The 17,351-nt window shown below is 67.3% G+C and carries 17 protein-coding genes; 9 read left to right on the top strand and 8 right to left on the bottom strand.

What is annotated here, in order from left to right; all coding sequences use genetic code 11:
• Positions 1-36: 36 nt before the first annotated feature.
• Positions 37-1,107, bottom strand: a complete 1,071-nt coding sequence (locus ACGFH6_RS07080; protein WP_393381260.1) for a DNA cytosine methyltransferase — start codon at positions 1,105-1,107, stop codon at positions 37-39.
• A gap of 687 nt (positions 1,108-1,794) precedes the next feature.
• Here ACGFH6_RS07080 and ACGFH6_RS07085 point away from each other — a divergent pair.
• The 3 genes from ACGFH6_RS07085 to ACGFH6_RS07095 are packed head-to-tail and all read left to right on the top strand — an operon-like array spanning position 1,795 to position 3,781.
• Positions 1,795-2,142 carry a nucleotide pyrophosphohydrolase gene (locus ACGFH6_RS07085; RefSeq protein WP_393381262.1) on the top strand — a complete coding sequence of 116 codons (348 nt, stop codon included), beginning with the start codon at positions 1,795-1,797 and terminating at the stop codon, positions 2,140-2,142.
• Between the two features lie 40 nt (positions 2,143-2,182).
• Positions 2,183-2,713, top strand: coding sequence for a class IV adenylate cyclase (locus tag ACGFH6_RS07090; protein WP_393381264.1), 531 nt, complete (start codon positions 2,183-2,185; stop codon positions 2,711-2,713).
• 54 nt (positions 2,714-2,767) lie between these two features.
• Complete coding sequence (locus ACGFH6_RS07095; RefSeq protein ID WP_393381265.1) at positions 2,768-3,781, top strand: helix-turn-helix transcriptional regulator; 1,014 nt, start codon at positions 2,768-2,770, stop codon at positions 3,779-3,781.
• A gap of 4 nt (positions 3,782-3,785) precedes the next feature.
• Here the strand turns inward: ACGFH6_RS07095 and ACGFH6_RS07100 are convergent, their stop codons facing one another.
• Complete coding sequence (locus ACGFH6_RS07100) at positions 3,786-4,052, bottom strand: hypothetical protein (protein ID WP_393381267.1); 267 nt, start codon at positions 4,050-4,052, stop codon at positions 3,786-3,788.
• Positions 4,053-4,168: 116 nt separating this feature from the next.
• Here ACGFH6_RS07100 and ACGFH6_RS07105 point away from each other — a divergent pair, with 116 nt between their 5' ends.
• Entirely contained in the window at positions 4,169-4,510 is a 342-nt protein-coding gene (locus tag ACGFH6_RS07105; RefSeq protein WP_393381269.1) for a hypothetical protein, read from the top strand.
• Between the two features lie 392 nt (positions 4,511-4,902).
• Here the strand turns inward: ACGFH6_RS07105 and ACGFH6_RS07110 are convergent, their stop codons facing one another.
• A complete protein-coding gene (locus ACGFH6_RS07110) occupies positions 4,903-6,033 on the bottom strand; it encodes an epoxide hydrolase family protein (protein ID WP_393381271.1) in 1,131 nt (376 codons plus the stop codon).
• Between the two features lie 60 nt (positions 6,034-6,093).
• Between ACGFH6_RS07110 and ACGFH6_RS07115 the strand changes: the two genes are divergently transcribed.
• Positions 6,094-7,089 carry a helix-turn-helix transcriptional regulator gene (locus ACGFH6_RS07115; RefSeq protein WP_393381273.1) on the top strand — a complete coding sequence of 332 codons (996 nt, stop codon included), beginning with the start codon at positions 6,094-6,096 and terminating at the stop codon, positions 7,087-7,089.
• Between the two features lie 4 nt (positions 7,090-7,093).
• Here ACGFH6_RS07115 and ACGFH6_RS07120 read toward each other — a convergent pair whose 3' ends face one another.
• Together ACGFH6_RS07120 and ACGFH6_RS07125 are read right to left on the bottom strand one after the other, a co-directional pair.
• Complete coding sequence (locus ACGFH6_RS07120) at positions 7,094-7,777, bottom strand: response regulator (RefSeq protein ID WP_393381275.1); 684 nt, start codon at positions 7,775-7,777, stop codon at positions 7,094-7,096.
• 532 nt (positions 7,778-8,309) lie between these two features.
• Positions 8,310-10,358, bottom strand: coding sequence for a histidine kinase (locus ACGFH6_RS07125; RefSeq protein ID WP_393381277.1), 2,049 nt, complete (start codon positions 10,356-10,358; stop codon positions 8,310-8,312).
• Positions 10,359-10,514: 156 nt separating this feature from the next.
• Between ACGFH6_RS07125 and ACGFH6_RS07130 the strand changes: the two genes are divergently transcribed.
• The 3 genes from ACGFH6_RS07130 to ACGFH6_RS07140 all read left to right on the top strand — a co-directional run bounded on the left by ACGFH6_RS07130 (position 10,515) and on the right by ACGFH6_RS07140 (position 12,594).
• Positions 10,515-10,865, top strand: a complete 351-nt coding sequence (locus ACGFH6_RS07130) for a hypothetical protein (protein WP_393381279.1) — start codon at positions 10,515-10,517, stop codon at positions 10,863-10,865.
• An 11-nt stretch (positions 10,866-10,876) separates the two neighbouring features.
• Positions 10,877-11,551, top strand: a complete 675-nt coding sequence (locus ACGFH6_RS07135) for a hypothetical protein (RefSeq protein ID WP_393381280.1) — start codon at positions 10,877-10,879, stop codon at positions 11,549-11,551.
• 89 nt (positions 11,552-11,640) lie between these two features.
• Complete coding sequence (locus ACGFH6_RS07140; RefSeq protein WP_393381282.1) at positions 11,641-12,594, top strand: methyltransferase domain-containing protein; 954 nt, start codon at positions 11,641-11,643, stop codon at positions 12,592-12,594.
• On the opposite strand, the gene ACGFH6_RS07145 is transcribed toward ACGFH6_RS07140, so the two are convergent.
• On the bottom strand, positions 12,575-13,627 hold the full coding sequence (locus ACGFH6_RS07145) for an alpha/beta hydrolase family protein (protein ID WP_393381284.1): 1,053 nt from the start codon (positions 13,625-13,627) through the stop codon (positions 12,575-12,577). The two genes, ACGFH6_RS07140 and ACGFH6_RS07145, sit on opposite strands and share 20 nt — an antisense overlap.
• Before the next feature lie 812 nt (positions 13,628-14,439).
• Positions 14,440-15,528 (bottom strand): DMT family transporter, encoded by a 1,089-nt coding sequence (locus tag ACGFH6_RS07150; protein WP_393381286.1) that lies wholly within the window; start codon positions 15,526-15,528, stop codon positions 14,440-14,442.
• Positions 15,529-15,606: 78 nt separating this feature from the next.
• Here ACGFH6_RS07150 and ACGFH6_RS07155 point away from each other — a divergent pair, with 78 nt between their 5' ends.
• Positions 15,607-16,515 (top strand): LysR family transcriptional regulator, encoded by a 909-nt coding sequence (locus tag ACGFH6_RS07155; RefSeq protein WP_393381287.1) that lies wholly within the window; start codon positions 15,607-15,609, stop codon positions 16,513-16,515.
• Here ACGFH6_RS07155 and ACGFH6_RS07160 read toward each other — a convergent pair.
• Positions 16,512-17,306, bottom strand: a complete 795-nt coding sequence (locus ACGFH6_RS07160) for a hydroxypyruvate isomerase family protein (protein ID WP_393381289.1) — start codon at positions 17,304-17,306, stop codon at positions 16,512-16,514. The genes ACGFH6_RS07155 and ACGFH6_RS07160 overlap by 4 nt on opposite strands.
• Between the last annotated feature and the right edge of the window lie 45 nt (positions 17,307-17,351).

Consider the following 17,351-nt stretch of genomic DNA (forward strand, 5'->3'; position numbering starts at 1 on the left):
GTGGGATTTTAGCTCCTCCACGGACGTCGCAATCCATCAACACGCATCGAGGGCGTCCCCGATGGCCAGGCCCAGTGCGCGTCCCACAGGCGGTGGCGACGCATTGCCGACCTGACGATAGCGTGCGGTCTTGCGGCCGGCGAACCGCCAGTCCTCCGGAAACCCCTGAAGCAGGGCCGCCTGCTCGACTGTCAGCCTGACCATGCTTTCGCGGCCACTGTCAGGATCCCAGTGAAAGTCCTGGTCCGGAACCTTGTCTGCCACCGTGCCGCCGTCGACACCCATCTTCTCCCAGGCATTCTTGGTGCCAGTCGGGCCAAGATCAGCCCCACCTCGCTTCCATGATCCGCCCACAAGTGTCGGTGCGATCCGGTTCGCCTGCGCAGCCCAGACGCGCGCCTGCTCCCATCCGCGTTCGGCCATGGACTGCTCAAGTGCTCTTCCGACCGTGATCGGAGGCGACAGATCTCGTGGAGGTTCACTGAACGCCTCGAGCCGGTCGTCACGGAAGGCGACGAGCACTCCTTGTTTTCGATCTTGCGGCACGCCGTAGTTAGCTGCATTGAGCACGAACCACCGATGTCGGTACCCCAAGTGGGCGAGTTCGATCCCGACGAACTCGCGAATCGGCGCATATGTCTCCTTCGTCACCAGATCAGGGACATTCTCTACGAGGAGCGCGCCGGGCTGCACAGCATGCATCAGAAGAATGGTGGCCTTGATCAAATGTAGTTCCACATCGCTGCCCTGAGCACGACGGCCACTCGCCGTTGCCTCGACCCTTGGCAGACCCGCTGAAAGGAGATCGATGTCATAGACCTGTGGGTGTTCGACGGGATCGAACTCCAGGAGGTCCATTTCGTGAACATCCCAGATCGGCCGATTGAGTCGGAGTGTTTCACACGCTACCGGACGATTATCGATGAGCAGTACCGGGTCGAATCCGGCCTGCTCGAGCCCGAGTGCCAGGCCACCCGCGCCGGCGCAGACTTCAAGCGATTTGCGCCTTGGTCCTGGTGACTCGGATCGGGACGACTGGCCGCTACCGCTGGTCGACATCTCTTGTGTGCCCCCTGAGCAGACTTCAGATCGAATCCTGCTCATCATCCAACATGAGCGGCCGCTGGTCGTCGATGGCGTGTTGCGTCGGCGAGTGGCTGACCACCGCCCGTTCCGACCAGCTCGACACTCGTCTCGCAGTCCGGCGTCAAGGCCGGCCAGCCCGGGAAAGCCCGGCCTTGACCCGTTGAGGACGTCGTTGGGCTGTCTGGACGGGACCACGTCCGTGCCGCGAGGATCTGTTCGTTGGCCTCCGACAGCTGGCGGCCAGTCCGAGCTCGCGTATCAATTGCGCGAAGGTGTTCTGGCTCACCCAGCCATCACCCCGCGGGAACGCGGTGATCCGGGCCGACTGCGGGTTCCGTGATGCCTGACGACAACCGGCGACTCGCCACCATCAGCTGCTTGCGGGCGCGATATGGCAATGCATCGCGGTGGCGCCGCCCAAGAATCGTGCCTGGCTGACAGCAACTCCTCGCAGTCCACCCACCGGGTATGGCACCGGGCGGTCCATTCGGGGTGACGATGGGCGCGGCCACGGGGACCGGCCCATCGCCCAGAGACCAGCGAGTGTGTGAGCGCACCGCGCTTCGAGGTCAGTGGTAGGTGGTGCTCGACCAGGACTTCGACCTTGTTCAGGCCTGCGTCTGCGAGATCCTGAGCGAGGATCGGCAGGCTTCGCCCCACGATCTATCCACTGCGCGGGCGGAGTGAGATCCGTGGGATGCTCGCGGCGTGTCTGATCTGATTGAGCTGCGTGATCGCATGCGGGCCTTCACCGAGGAGCGGGACTGGGCTCAGTTCCATGATCCGAAGTCGCTGATTCTTGCTCTGGTCGGTGAGGTGGGTGAGCTTGCTGAGCTGTTTCAGTGGTTGCCGGCGGAATCGGCGGCTGCGCGGGTCCAGGACGAGCCGCTTCGGAGTCGAGTTGGTGAGGAGATGGCCGACGTACTCCTGTATCTCGTGCGATTGGCCGACGTACTCAAGATCGATCTGGGGGATGCCGCCCTGCGGAAGTTGAGCGGCTCGGCGTCGAGGTTTCCACCCGACGACGTCCGGGGGCAGGCGCCCGAGAAGGCGTGACCTTGCTCAGCCACTCCATCGGTAGAGAGGGATAGGCCGCGTGCCCATCGAGTTTGAGGCGAAGGTGCTGGATGTTGAGCCGGATGCACTCGCGGGGAGGATTCTTCGGCTGGGTGGGCGGCGGGTGGGGGATCGGCTGATGCGGCGGTATGTCTATGACATTGCGGCGGGGGACGAGTCGCGGTGGATTCGGTTGCGGGACACGGGTACCGCGGTGACGTTGACCGTGAAGGAGATCGCGCACGACGGGATCGACGGGACGACTGAGACCGAGGTCGAGGTTGGTGACTTCGAGGCGACGAACGAGTTGTTGGGGCGGATCGGGTTCGAGCCGAAGTCGTACCAGGAGAATCGGCGGGTGAGCTTCGAGCTCGATGGTGCTCAGTTGGAGATCGACTGGTGGCCGCGGATCCCGCCGTACCTGGAGATCGAGGGGCAGTCTCGGGAGCATGTTGTCGGGGTGGCGGCCTTGCTCGGGGTCGCGGAGGAGCAGTTGACCGGGGAGAACACGGTCAAGGTGTATGCGCGGTACGGGATCGATTTGACGGAGATCTCGGAGCTTCGGTTCTGACCGTCGCGGCTATCGCGGAACGGAATCTTCCGCGATCGGTGGGACGATGTGGTCATGTTGGAGACGTCGGCTCGGTTGTTGCGGTTGCTTTCGTTGTTGCAGGTTCGGCGGGATTGGGCGGGGGTGGAGTTGGCGGGGAGGTTGGGGGTTTCTACGCGGACTTTGCGGACGGACGTCGAGCGGTTGCGGGTGCTGGGGTATCCGGTTGAGGGGCGGCCGGGGGTGGCGGGTGGGTATCGGTTGGGGGCTGGTGGGGAGTTGCCGCCGTTGTTGTTGGATGACGAGGAGGCGGTGGCTGTTGCGGTGGGGTTGCGGACTGCGGCGGCTGGGGGTGTGGCGGGGATTGAGGAGACGTCGGTACGGGCGTTGGTGAAGTTGGAGCAGGTGTTGCCGTCGCGGTTGCGGCATCGGGTGCGGGCGGTGGCGGGGGCGACGGTTGCTGTGGGTGGGGGCGGCGGGTCGCGGGTCGATGCTGAGGTGTTGACGGCGATCGCGTCGGCGATTCGGGATCGGGAGCTGTTGCGGTTCGACTACGCCGGCGGGTCGGACGGCGGGGTTTGGGGTGACGAGCCGCGTAGTGGTGAGGCCGAGGAGCAGGGCGACGTACAGCCGCCTCGGGTGGTGGAGCCACATCGGTTGGTGGCTTGGGGGCGGCGGTGGTATTTGGTTGCTTGGGACAACGGGCGGGAGGGGTGGCGGACGTTCCGGGTGGATCGGATGCACCTCAGGGTGCCCAACGGGCCCAGGTTCGTGCCGCGGGAGTTGCCCGAGGATGCAGGGGAGTTCGTACGGCGTTCTGTGGGAGAGGCGTCGTGGCATTACCGGGCGCGGATTCGGGTCGAGGCGTCGAGTCTGTACGTGCAGAATCGGATGCCGATCCCGATCGAGCCTGAGGTGGTTGACGACAACACGTGCATCGTCGAGTTGGGGTCAGATGATCCGCATCAGTTGGCGTTGTGGTTGGGCCTGTTGGACGCGGACTTCGAAGTACTGGATGCGCCCGAGTTGGCCGAGGCGGTTCGTGCGGTCGGCGATCGCTTCCACCGGGCGGCGCAGGCGTTCAGTTGACGCCTCAGTGAACCTCGGGGCGAGCCTGGACGAGAAGGTGGCTGAGGTCGTAGCCGTCTTCGTCGGTGGCCACGGCTACCAGGGCGCGCCAGATCTCGACGGGGATGATGGCGGCCTCGGGCTGGCCTTCGTCGCCGAACACGAAGGGCTCGGTGCTGCCGGCACGGAAGAGGCTGAGCAGGTCTGGGAGGTACGTCGACGCCTCGGCGGTGGGCTGTACCCAGACGTGGGCTCCGTCGGGGAGGATGTGCGGCGCTTCGTTGAAAGGCATTGAAATCCTTCCGGTTGGGGGACGTCTTCATCAGGATAGGAGTCGGGAAGCACGCGACGCCGAAGTTATCCACAGGCCGTGGAATGGGGCCGGACGCAACCGTTGGAGGAGCTGGGATGGGCGAAGGGCGCTGGGTCGAGGTGCGGGCGACGGCTGGGCACGGGGTGGACGAGAAGAAGTGTGTGAAGGCCCTCCAGCAGTTGCGGAAGGAGTTCGCGGGGGAGGAGCTCCCCACGCAGGACGTTGTTGAGCCGTCAGACGGAACGGTGGCGATCGCGGTCGCGTTGATGGGCGCGGGCGCGGAGCAGACCGTGGTCGCCGTACTGGGGGATTGGATTCGGCGGCGGAAGAATCCGGGAACGGTGACCCTGACGCTGGAAGGCGATTCGATCGAGGTGGACCGACCGACGTTCGATGACCGGGAACGGGAACTCGCGGCGTTTCTCACGACGCACTAGCAGAGAGCGAGCGTTTGAACGTCCTCTGCGACAGGGGTGAGTCGTTGTCGGGGTGGATGGTGCGGCGTAGCGTCGGAGACGGAGTTTGGGGATGACGTTGGTGGGGGTGGTTCGGGTTCAGTGGTCCTCGCCGGTTGCGGGCCCGTGATAGGAAGCTCTGCCCGGACCTCCCTCCAGCTGGGTGGAGCCCAAAGGAGCCCGGAGTGCGCGAGCACTCCGGGCTCCCCTCGTACGGCGGCCGGCCAGCGGATCGGACGCGGATGGCCAGGAGACCGTCGCCGCCTTGGTACGTCGCGGAGCGGCCGGGTGGGCGCGGACCTTTATCTGCCGGGATCTGTGCAGGACGAGCTGGCCGGCCCACCCATGAGGGTGAGCCGGCTGGAGGACGTTGGTCAGAGGTTGCGGAAGAAGGTGCGGAGGTCGTTGGTGACGTCGTCGGGGCACTCGAGGGAGGCGTAGTGGCCGCCTTTGTCGAAGTTCGACCAGTGGACGATGTTGGTGTTGTCGCGCTCGGCCAGCGCACGGATGGTCTTGAAGTCGTCGGTGAAGACGGCGACGCCGGTGGGGGCGTGGTTGAGCTGGGGTTCGGTGCCGGCGTGCGCCTCTTCGTAGTGGTAGCGGCCGGCCGCGGCGGAGGAGTTGGTGAACCAGTACAGGGAGACCTCGGTCAGGATCTGGTCGCGGGAGACCAGGCTGGTGCCGTTGCCGAAGTTGTTGAAGAGCTCGTTCCAGGCGAGTTGCCCGACCGGTGAGTCGGAGATGCCGACGGCAACGGTCTGCGGCCGGGTCGCGTTGATCGCGTTGTACCCGCCGACCGACTGGAACCACTTCAGGTGCTCGAGCGCCGCGTAGTCCTCGGGCGTGAACTTCTCGAACTCGGCCGGGTCGCCGGACGGGAACGAGAACAGCTGCAGCACGTGCAGACCGAGGAAGCCTTCCGGGTTCAACAGGCCGAGCTCGCGGGACACCATCGCCCCGCCGTCGGAGCCATGGGTGCCGTACGACGAGTAGCCGAGCCGGCGCATCAAGGTGTCGTAGGTCCTCGCCACTCGCGCCATCGTCCAGCCCCGGTCGACGAGCGGCGCACTGAAGCCGAAGCCGGGCATCGACGGTACGACGACGGAGAAGGCGTCGTCGGCCGAGCCGCCGTACGCGACCGGATCGGTGAGCGGGCCGATCATGTCGAGGAAGTCGACGAACGACCCCGGGTAGGTGTGCAGCAACAGCAACGGCGTCGCGCCCTCGACCTTGGACGGCACGTGGATGAAGTGGACGGTCTGGCCGTCGATCTCGGTCAGGTAGTGCGGGAACTCGTTCATCCGCGCTTCCTGCTCGCGCCAGTCGAACCCGTGCTGCCAGTGGTCGACCATCTCGCGGAGGTAGTGGTTCGGGGTGCCGAGGTCCCAGTTGTCGCCGGGGGCCGGCTCGGGCAGCCGCGTCCGCGCGAGGCGGGCGAGCAGATCGTCCAGGTCAGCCTGGGCGATGTCGACGGTGAAGGGCCGGATGCTCTCGTTCGTGTTCATGGCTTCACCGTAGGATCCATATAGGAACATTACGTTCCTGTTTGTGCGATGATTTTCTGCATGCTCGAAACCTCGTCGCGGTTGCTGTCTCTCCTGGCGTTGCTGCAGGCTCGGCCGGCCTGGACCGGCGCGGAGTTGGCCGAGCGGTTGGAGGTGACGACGCGGACGATCCGCAACGACATCGACCGGCTTCGCGAGCTCGGGTATCCGGTCGATGCGACGCGTGGTGCGGCCGGGCACTATCAGTTGGGCGTTGGTGCCAAGCTGCCGCCGTTGCTGCTGGATGACGAGGAGGCGGTGGCGGTCGCTGTCGGGTTGCGGACGGGGGCTGGTGTTGTCGGAATGGCGGAGAGCAGCGCGCGGGCGTTGACGAAGCTGGAGCAGGTGCTGCCGCATCGGCTCCAGCGGCAGGTGAAGGCGATCAGCAGCACGATGGAGAAGGGTCCGGACAACACTGGCTCCAACGTGGCGGATCCGGAGATCGATCCCGGGGTGCTGACGGCTATCGCGGCCTGCATTCGGGATGAGCATTACCTGCGCTTCGACTACGAGATCCCTGTGGATGTGCCGATTCGTGGCCCTGGGTCGGGGGTCGGGAGCGAGCTGCCGATTCTCGTTGAGCCGTATCGGCTGGTGAGCTGGCAGCGGTACTGGTACCTCGTCGCTCGGGACGATTCCGACGTATGGCGCACGTACCGGGTCGACTGGATGTCGTTGCGGATGGCAACAGGTCGGCGCTACAAGCCTCGGCCGATGCCGGGTGACGACTACACCGAGTTCGTACTCCGGGACGTCGCGACGACCGGATGGAAGGTGCATGCCCGGATCACGGTTTTTGCTCCCGCGCAGGAAGTCCTGTCCCGGATCCATGCTGCCGTTGGGATTGTGGAGTCGGTTGACGAGAACACCAGCGTCCTCGTCACTGGCGCTGAGTCGTTGGAGATCCTTGCCGTCTACATCGGCATGCTCGGCCTCGAGTTCCACGTCGACGGTCCACCTGCCTTGATCGACCACTTGCAAACAATCGGCAACCGCTACCTGAACGCTGTCCGGTAGACGCTCAGGAGTGGTCTGTGCCTAGGCCGGCGTTGCGGGCATGGATTATGGCGGTGGAGCGGTCGGCTATGCCTAGTTTGGTGAAGATGGCGGAGACGTTGTTGGCGACGGTTTTGGGGGCCAGGTCCAGGCGGGTGGCGATGGCGGGGTTGGAGAGGCCGGCCGCTAGCAGGTCGAGGATCTCGCGTTCGCGGGTGGTGAGTTCGGGGAACGGGTCGGCGGTGGGTGGTGGGGCGGAGAAGAAGCCGAGGACTCGGCGGGCGATGCCGGGGCCGAAGATCGCCTCGCCGGCGGCGACTGCGCGGATTGCGCGCGCGATCTCTTCCTGTTCGGCGCCTTTGACGAGGTAGCCGCGGGCGCCGGCGCGCATGGCGGCGAACACCGAGTCGTCGTCCTCGAACATTGTCAACACGAGTACGGCGACCTCCGGCGCGGACCGGACCAGTTCGCGGGTCGCGGCGAATCCGTCGAGGTCGGGCATCTGCAAATCCAGTACGGCGACGTGTGGCCGGGTGGTGATGACCTCACGGATTGCCTCTCGTCCGGTCTTGGCAACACCGACCACCTCGATGCCCGGCAACGACGTGAGCAAGGCGGCGAGCCCAGCGCGAACAACCGGATGGTCGTCGGCCAGCACAACCCGGATGATCTCGGCGCCAGGCGAAAGCTGGTCGGCGGGTGGCGTCATATCAGCTCCAGACGAAGATCAGGCCGAGGCGGCCGAACGGGTCGTGTCTGCTCCAGGCGAGCGATGGGCGGGCGTGGTGGAGCGGGGTCGTGTTTGCTCCGGGGCGAACGTCGGGTCGGTGTGGTGGAGCGGGGTCGGGTTTGCTCCAGGTGAAGGTCGGGCTGGGGCGGGTGAAACGGGTTGCGTTTGCTCGAGGCGAAGGGCGGCCCGGGGTGGTGGAACGGGTCGGGTTTGCTTCGGGCGCAGGTCGGGCCGGGGGTGGTGGAGCGGGGTCGGGTTTGCTCCAGGTGAAGGGCGGGCTGGGGCGGGTGAAACGGGGTCGCGTCTGCTCGAGGCGAAGGGCGGCCCGGGGTGGCGGAACGGGTCGTGTCTGCTCCAGGCGAAGGTTGGGGTGGGGAGGTGGAGCGGGTTGTGTTTTGCACCAGGTGAACCTTGGGTGGGGACTGGGGTCGTGATTGCTCCAGGCGAAGGCGGTCTCGGCGACGGGAGCCTGAGTGGGGCGGTTTCAGGTGGCGGTGGGCGAGTGGGGGCATCATCTGGGGTCCAAGGGGAAGTGGGCTTGGACTTTGCCGCCGGTGGGGGTTGGGCCGGCTTCCAGGTGGCCGCCTAGTTCGGTGGCTCGGTCGTGCATGGCTTGGAGGCCTACGCCTGGGCGCCAGGCGCCGTTGGGTGGGCCGTTGTCGGTGACTTCGACTTCCAGGTCGGGGCCGCAGCGTAGAGCGAGTACGGCGGTGGTCGCGTGCGAGTGCTTGACGACGTTGTTCAGCGCTTCGGTAGCGATCCGATAGGCAGCGACCTCCAGAGCCGCGGGCAGTGCCGGCAGTCCGTCAGCCGAAACCTCCACCTGGACGGACGCGCCGTCTGCACGGAAGGACAATTGGTCTGCTCGCTGTCGCAGCGCTCCGACCAGGCCGAGTTCGTCCAGCGCGGGTGGTCGCAAATTGTCAACAAGCCTACGTACGTCGGCGATCGCGGTACGCGTGTCGGCGCGCAGGGTTGCCAGGAGGTCACCCGCCTTGACCGGATCAGTCGACACCAGATTGGCGGCGGCGTCCGCGGTGAACGCGACGCCGGTCAGCGTGGGGCCGAGGCCGTCATGCAGATCGCGGCGGATTCGCCGGCGCTCTTCTTCTCGTGCGGAGACCAGTTTCTCCCGGGACGACTGGAGTTCTGTCGACAATCGGGTTGCATGCACGGCAGCGGCGAGCGGTACGGCGACCAGCGCGAGGACGTCGCGGTCCGTCGACGACACCGTGGACTCGCCGGATCGCAAGCCGACCTCGAGCACTCCGACGACCCGGCCGCCGTACTCGAGTTCCAGCGGTACGACGGTCTGCGGTGGCGTGCCGTCCGTGGCGACAGTCGTGTTGTCGACAATCAGACCGACGTACGGGAAGCGGAGAGCGGTGCGGACGGCGGCGACTACGCCGGGGAGGCCGGCCGTCAGTTGCTCGCCGACGCGGGCGGAGGTTCGGGCCCTGGCGGAGAGTTGGTCGCCGGCGCGGGTGGCGGTTCGGGCTCCGGCGGAGAGTTGTTCGCCGACGCGAGATGCGACGCGGGCGGGGTCGCGGCGATCGCCGTACAGGGCGCGGTCGACGAGGAGTTGGAGACGGGGAAGGATCGGCGCGAGGATCAGCGCGAGGACCACGGTGATCGCGGCGGATCGGCCGACGTGCGACGAGATCAACGTGCCGAGGAGCGCGGCCAGGGCGGAATAGGCGCCGATGGCAACCAAGGACAGCAGCGCCCAGGTCAGTGCGCGGGAGACGACGAGCCGGATGTCGAGCAGTTGGTACCGCACGATCGCGACCGCGACGGCGATCGGGATGAGCGGAATTGTCAACAATACGAAGATCGGCGTCCCGGCGACGAAGGACCACGGGGTGACGAAGAGGATCGCGATGACGGAGGCCAGCAGCAACCACAAGAGTTGCCGGCGGCCCATTTCGTCGGCGCGGCGATAGCGGACGAAGAGACAGGCGACGGCGAGCAGCAACGCGACCAGGTTGCGCAGTTCGGTCGCGGTCCAGAGCGGCTGGAGAGCGTCGTACGACGGGAGGATGAGATAGCCGCTCGCCATGCCGGGGGAGAGGGAGTCGCCGCTGCCGACCATCTCGAGCACGAACAGTGGTGCGGTGGCGATGATGCCGATCGCGGCCCAGCGCCACCGGGGTGAGAGCAGGTGGCCGGTCGGGAACAGCAGCAGGGCGAGCGGGAGGAACAGGCCGATCGACCATGGCCATGCGGCCAGAGCGACGGTGACGGTCAGGCGTTGAATCGTGCTCCCGTCCGGGAGCGCTACGGCGAGCGGCCCGGCGAATGCGGTGGTGGCGTGGCCGATGCCGTCGGCGATGAAGAGCCAGCCGATCGGGTTCGACGGGCGGTGCCAGGCGATCACTGCACCGCAGAGTCCGAAGGTCAGGCCCATGAGGCCGTTCGTCACCACGAATGCGTCCACGAGTTCCGGCCAGCTCAAGCCGATCGCGGCGGCAATCGCCAGCCCGGCGACGACCTCGGCGACGGCGAACGCGCCCAGACCGCCGGCGAGCAAGCGCTTCGACGGGGTGCTGGATGCGGTCATACCGGCAGTGTGCGCCCGGAGATGTCCTGGCGTCTCGGGAACGCGATCCCGGATCGGCCGGGGAGATGCCTGGACCGCTGGGACGGCGACCCCAAGCGCAGCGACCGGCCCCCACGTGACGGTGGAGCGGTCAGAACCTGTTGAGGGGGTAGCGAGATGTCTGGAAGGAACAAGGCCGGGCTGGTTGTGCTCGGGCTGCTGTCGGTGGTGGATCTGTTCACGCCACTGCTGACCGATGGGGAGCACCCGCCGATGGAGATCGCGGTCGGTGCGGCCGTGGTCGGCCTGGTCAGCCTCGTGCTGGTCGGGTTCGCCTGGCGGGGGAGGCGGTGGGCGCTGGCGCCGCTGATCACGCTGCGGATCGCGTCGGCGCTGTTCGCCGTACCGGCGTTCTTCGCGTCCGACGTTCCGGCGCCGGCAATCGCCGCCGCGGGGATTGGCGTAGCACTGACGATCTTCGGTGTGATCGCGGTGCTGCTGCCGTCGCGTGAGCTGGTGGGTGCGTGATGAGCCAGACGATGACGCGTACGACGGGCGCCGACGTACGTCCCGTCTCGCGGTGGGTCACGGCTCTAATCCTGCCGGTCGGGCCGGCCGCGATCGCTCTGCTGCGGTACTTCCTGCCGTACGACACGGTGGACGACGTGTCGACGATCGTCACGAAGATTGTCGACAATCTGGATCGAAGCTCGATGGTGATCTGGCTCGGCTTCATCGGGATCCTGACGCTGGTGCCGGGTGCCTACGCTGTCGGCCGGCTCACCCGTCGACGGGCTCCGTGGCTGACCGCGATCGCACTCTTCCTCGTCGTACCGGGGTATCTGGCGCTGCCGTGGACTGCGTCCAGTGATCTGTTCACCTGGTCGGCTGGAACGGCGGGGCTGGACGTCGGGTCGATCACCAAGGCGGTCGACGTGACGCACGGATCGATGAATCTGGCGGGTGCGATCTTCGTCTTTGGGCACGTGGTCGGGACGGTTGTGCTGGGGATCGCGATGTGGCGGTCGCGGATCGTGGCTCGGTGGGCCGCGGTGGCGGTGATGGTGTCGCAGCCGATCCACTTCGTCGCGGCGATCATTGTGCCGAGCCACACGCTGGATCTGTTCGGCTGGGGTCTGCAGGCCGCCGGGTTCGCCGCGGTGGGGTGGGCGATCCTCCGGATGACCAACGATGAATGGGAGCCGTTGCCCTAAAGGGCCGTGTCCTCAACGGCCTTGAGGGAAAGGGCTTCGGGGGCGGGCTCGTCCGGCGCTAGTCTCGGCGTACTGAAGGGGGAGAGCAGATGACCGAGACGCAGGTGCCGGACGAGCCCGTGGTCGACGGGACGCGGGGGAGCTTCAAGCTCACGCACGTCGCGGAGCAGAACGTCGAGCGGCAGGCGTTCATCCTCGACCAGATGGCGTCGCGGCCGGCCGTGAAGGCGCTGAAGACGTGGGCGCTCCAGCAGTTGGCACCGGCACCGGGGGAGACGGCGGTCGACGTCGGCTCGGGCACGGGCGAGGACGTGGTCGCCTTCGCGGAGTTGATCGGACCGGACGGCCACGCGATCGGCGTCGAGCCGAGCCCCGGCCTCCGCACCGAGGCAACCCACCGAGCCGAGGCAACCCGAGGGGCCGAGGCTACGCGAGGGTCCGACGCAGTACGAGGGGCCGAGGCGACGCGAGGGTCCGACGCAGTCCGAGAGGCCGAGGCGGTACCTCGGTCCGGTGGTGCGCAGGTGGAGTACGTCGATGGTCATGCGGAGGCGCTGCCGTTCGCGGATGAGTCGGTGGATGTTCTCCGTTGTGAGCGGGTTCTGCAGCACGTCGACAATCCGACCGCGGTGGTGCGGGAGATGACGCGCGTACTCCGTCCCGGCGGGCGGATCGCGCTGATCGACACGGACTGGGCGACAGCCATCATCGACCCGGCCGATCCCGACGTACTGCAACGGATGGTCGACTACTTCCTGTCCGAGTCCGCCAACCCGTTCTCCGGAAGACAACTCCGCGGCCTGCTGGCCCAAGCCGGCCTGGAGATCACCGGCGAGACCGCGTCCACCTGGATCGAAGCGCAGGAAGGTGCACGCCAGGGCTTCATCGCGATGATGCATCTCACCGCCGCCCAGGCCGGCGTGATCACTCCGGCCGAGGCGGACGCGTTCTCCCGATCCCTCAGCGAAGCAGCCGACCGAGGCGCCTTCCACATGTCGCTGACGATGTACGCCGTCAGCGCGCTCAAACGCCGTGCTGTTTGAGGAATGCGACCGTACGGGCCATCGAGGTCGGCCAGGCCGGACCGAAGGCGTGTTCCTCGCCGGGGTAGGTGTACATCGTGGCGTCCTTGCCGGCGGCCTTCAGCGCGGCGAGAGTCTCGCGTGACCAGGAGATCGGGCAGGTCGAGTCCGACGTGCCGTGGTGGATCAGGACCGGTTCGGTGACCCGATCGAAGAAATTCACCGGTGACACGTTGCGCCAGAACGTCGGGTTCCGCGCCGGTTCGCCGTACGTGCGCACGATCGCCGTGGCGACCGGCCGCTCGTCCCGGGTCCAGCGGTTGAAGTTGTCGACAGTATCGGAGCTGACGGGTGCGAAGACGACGCCGGCCTTGACCAGCCCGGGTTGCGCGACCAGCACGTTGTAGGTGATCCCGCCGCCCATCGACCGGCCGAGCAGTCCGATCCGCTCTGGAGCGACGTACTGCGAGGTCCGGAGCGCGAGGACCGCATTGATCACGTCCTCGGTGTAGCCGAGGCGCAGGTTGAGTTCGGCTCGTGGGTCGTCCGTCGACTGGGCGTGGTTGCGGTAGTCGGTGTGCAGTACGACGTACCCGCGGCGCGCGAGGTAGTCCTGCTCGCGCATCAGGCCGCGGCCGTTGGTGTAGATGGCCGGGTCGATGTAGCCGTGGTTCAGGACGAGGGCCGGGTGTGGTCCAGCCGTGGTCGGCACGTTCATGATCCCGGAGATCGTCAGCCGGCCGCTGGAATACGTCACGTGGTAGCGCGTGTAGGCGGCATTGCGTCCCAGCACGCGGACGAGGCGCAGGTTGCGGCCGTCGTACTTCTTCGCGATGAGCGCCTGCAGAGAGACGGGATGGGCCGTCGCCGTCGGGGTGGGCGTTGGCGCCGCGGAGGAGCGAGTGGGCGAGGGAACAGCGGATGGCGTGGCCGGGGTTGAGGTGGCCACACTCGGAGTGGACGCAGGGGATGCCGCATCGTCGTCGCTGGTACATGCGACGGCGGCCGTCGTCGCGAGTGCGGCGACTCCCGCCCACGCCATCCGCCGGTTCATGTCATCCAGTCTGCCGCCGTACGCCGCGAATCCGGCGAAAGATCCGGCAACGATTGTCGGCACGGTGTGTCCGGACCGATCCGATCCGTGACTTGCGCAATTCCGGCCGGAGTACAGAATGCACGACTACCGCCGCGTACAGTGCATCGTTCGCGCATTCCCGCGTGCCATGGCAGCATTTTGGCCCGGACGGTCGATTGTTCAAGTTGGGGGACTTGAAATATGTCACGAGCCAGACGGGCAATACACCGGCAACGGCGGCCGATGCTGCTGGTCGCCGTTGGGGTGATCGCGGTGGTCATCGCCGCCGCGGGCGTGGCGATCGCGCTACTCGGGTCGGGTGACAAGGCAGCGGTTCAGCCTCCACCCACTGCGGATCATGCTGCACACAATGCAAGCCATCCGGCACCGACAGCGAGCGTGTCCGAGCCGGCGCCGAATGTCACCAGCAGTGCGCCCGCCGATGCTTGTACTGCGGAGATCCGGACGACTGAGGCCGTGGTCGCCGCGGCTCGGACGGCGGCCGGGCATTGGCGCGAACACGTTCAGGCCAGGACCGATTTGCTGAGCGGCAAGAATTCCGCAGAGGTCACGAAAGCGATCTGGAAGCGGACGCGCCTGGCCGGACCGGCGGATATCGCCGCGCTGAATTCCGCCGTGACCGCGCAGGCCAGGTCCGCTGGTGGCTGCGCGAAACTTACCGGGAGTACGGCGGCGGCGTGTAAACAGCGAATGGCCGTGCTTGGCCGGGTAGCGACCGCCGACCGCGCGGCCGCCGCCGACTGGGCCCACCACCTGTCGATGATGGCCGCTCACGCGGCAGGCGACTTCGGCTCGGAACACGCGCAGGAGCTCTGGGTCACAGCCTGGTCCTCGGCTCCGAAGAACCTCAACGCGGCGACCCGAGCCAACGCCGACCTCCCCACGGCCCCAGTCTGCCGCCCAGCCTGAGCAGACGACCGGTGCCCAGCCCGAGCGGATGACCCGTGCCCGGCCTGAGCAGACGACCGACGCCCGGCTTGGGCCGAGGACCGACGCCCGGGCTGAGTTGAGGATCGGCTGGGCCACTGGACGATCAGTACGGCGGACAGCACGAGCGCGCCGCCGAGCCACTGGATCGGCGTGAGCACCTCGCCGAACACCACGGCCGCCGCGACCACCGTCACCACCGGCTCGAGGATCGACAGGATCGACGCGACCGACGGGCCGACCCGGGCCATCCCGGCGAAGAACAACAGGATCGCCGCGACCGTGCTGACGAGCGCCAGCGCGCCTAGCCACAGCCATCCGGCCGGCGCGAAGCCGAGATCGGTGCCGCCCCGCACGAGCCCCGTCAGCAGGAACGTGCCGAACGCCCCGCTGCAGACCAACGCGGCAAGCGCGAGCGGGGAGATCTCGACCCGATCACCAACCAGGATGTAGCCGGTGTAGACAATCGCCGCGCCCAGCGCCAGCAGCGCGCCGACCACGTCGAACCGGCCAGTCGCCGCGCCACTGAGCACCAGCCCGATCCCGGCGAGCGCCAGGCCAAGAGCCCACACTCTCCGCCGCGATGCGCGCTCTCGTCGCAGTACGACGGCGCCGGCCATGACCAGCACCGGGTAGACGTACAGGATCAGCGCCACCAGCGACGCGTCGATCCGGGCCAGCGCGGAGAAGTACAGACCGGCCTGTGCCGCATAGCCGAACACGCCCATCCCCAGACCGGCGAGCACGGCCCGGCGGGGGAGGTTGCGCAGTGCGCCGCGGGCCAGCGCGATCGCCAGCAGCACGGCACCCGCGAGACCGAAGCGGACCAGTAACAGCCCTTCGACCGACACACCGGCGTCGTACGACAGCTTGCCGAACACGGCCATCGCCCCGAACCCGGCGGCGGAGAGAAGACAGAAGAGGGCGCCCACGGCATCGATGGTCAGGCCAATCGATTGTTCACGTCCATCGCGGCTTCATGGACAGCATCGTGTAGCTATTCTGAACGGATGCTGGACCTGCATCGCCTCCGACTCCTGCGGGAAGTCCACGGCCGCGGCACCGTGCACGGAGCGGCCCGCGCCCTCGGGTACACGCCCAGTGCCATCTCGCAGCAGCTGTCCGTGCTGGAGCGGGAGGCAGGGACTCCGCTGCTCGAACGCATCGGGCGCAACCTCCGGTTGACCGCGGCCGGTCAGGTCCTGGTCCGGCATGCGTCGTCGCTGCTCGAGGGCGTGGAGGCGGCAGAGGCGGAGTTGGCTGCGGTCGCGGCGGGCCGGGTGGCCGGGGTTGTTCGGGTCGCGTCCTTCCAGTCCGCGTTCCTGCGCATCGTGGCTCCGGCGGTGCGGGCCTTGGCTGCTAGCCACCGTGAGATCCGGATCGAGGCCGCTGAGACCGAGGTGGAGCAGGCCGCGCCGGCGCTCAGGCTGCAGCAGTTGGACGTGGTGGTCGGCGACGAGTACGACGGTCAGCCGCGGGCCGTGCATGCCGACTTGGTTCGCGAGCGTTTGCTGCGCGAAAAGATCCGCGTCGTGCTGCCCGAAGATCATCCCGAGGCTGCCGCCGACCGAGTGTCGATCGCGCGCCTGGCCGACGTTCCGTGGGCGTCCTGCCAACCCGGCACGGGCCATCGCGAGATGCAGGTGCGGGTCTGCCGGGAGCTCGGCGGGTTCGAACCGGATCTGCGCTACAGCTCGGACGACTTCCTGATCCTGCTCGAGTTGGTGCGTACGACGGGTGCTGGCGCGCTCCTGCCGGACCTGGTCCTCGGCCACGGCGCGCCACCAGGAGTCGCGGTCAAGCTTCCGGCTGAGGGCTCGGTCGGCCGTGAGGTCTTCCTGCTGACGCGACGTACCCAGACGCCGGCGGTCGCCGCCGTCGCGGACGCACTCCGCGCAGCTGCCGGCGAAAGCCTTTAGATCCAAGCCAGGCTGGCGACGGTGTCGGTTGTCGGCTTGTACTCGCAGGCCGCGACACCCTGGTAGCCCGCGGCCTTCAACGCATCCAACGTCTCGTCGATCGGCAGCGAACCTGATCCCGGCTCCCCGCGCCCCGGACTGTCCGCCAGCTGTACGTGCGCGACGCCGACCGTTGATGCGGTCGCGAGGAGATCGACCCCGTTGCTGCCCAGGTGGAACGTGTCGAACAGCATCGACAGATTGTCGACATCCTGCAATCGACCATCGAGCAGAGCGAGTACGTCGTCCGCGGTGCACAACGGATAGCGGCCGTTCAACCCCTTGGTGAGTGGCTCGATGAGCACCGTCCCGCCGATCTCGGCCACGCCCGACGCCGCCGACCGGATCGCGTCCTCCGCAGTCGCGGCCTGCTCCGAGGGCAACCAGCGATCGTCGAGCTGACCGTAGAGCAGGTTGAACAACCGGCACCCCGTCCGTTCCGCGATCGCCACGACGGCTCGGACGTTGGCCGCGAGCTGATCCTGCCGATCGGGATGCGAGGCGACGCCGCGTTCCCCGCCAGGGATGTCGCCGCCGTAGAAGTTCAACGCACCCAGCGACACTCCGGCGGACTCGACCATCCGCACAAAGTCGTCGATCTCGGCCGCGGACGGATCGGGTACGGCGAACGGCCACCAGGACTCGACGACGCGGAATCCGGCCTGCGCGGAAGCGGCGTACCGGTCCGGATAGGGCAGCTCCGTGAACAGCATCGAGACGTTCGCGCTCAACTCGTGACCCCGGTACTCCATGGCGAAAGGCTAACACCAGCTCTTGCCAGTCGTGCACTCTTGTCT

The organism is Kribbella sp. NPDC049227 (assembly GCF_043197265.1).
Taxonomy (GTDB): Bacteria; Actinomycetota; Actinomycetes; order Propionibacteriales; family Kribbellaceae; genus Kribbella.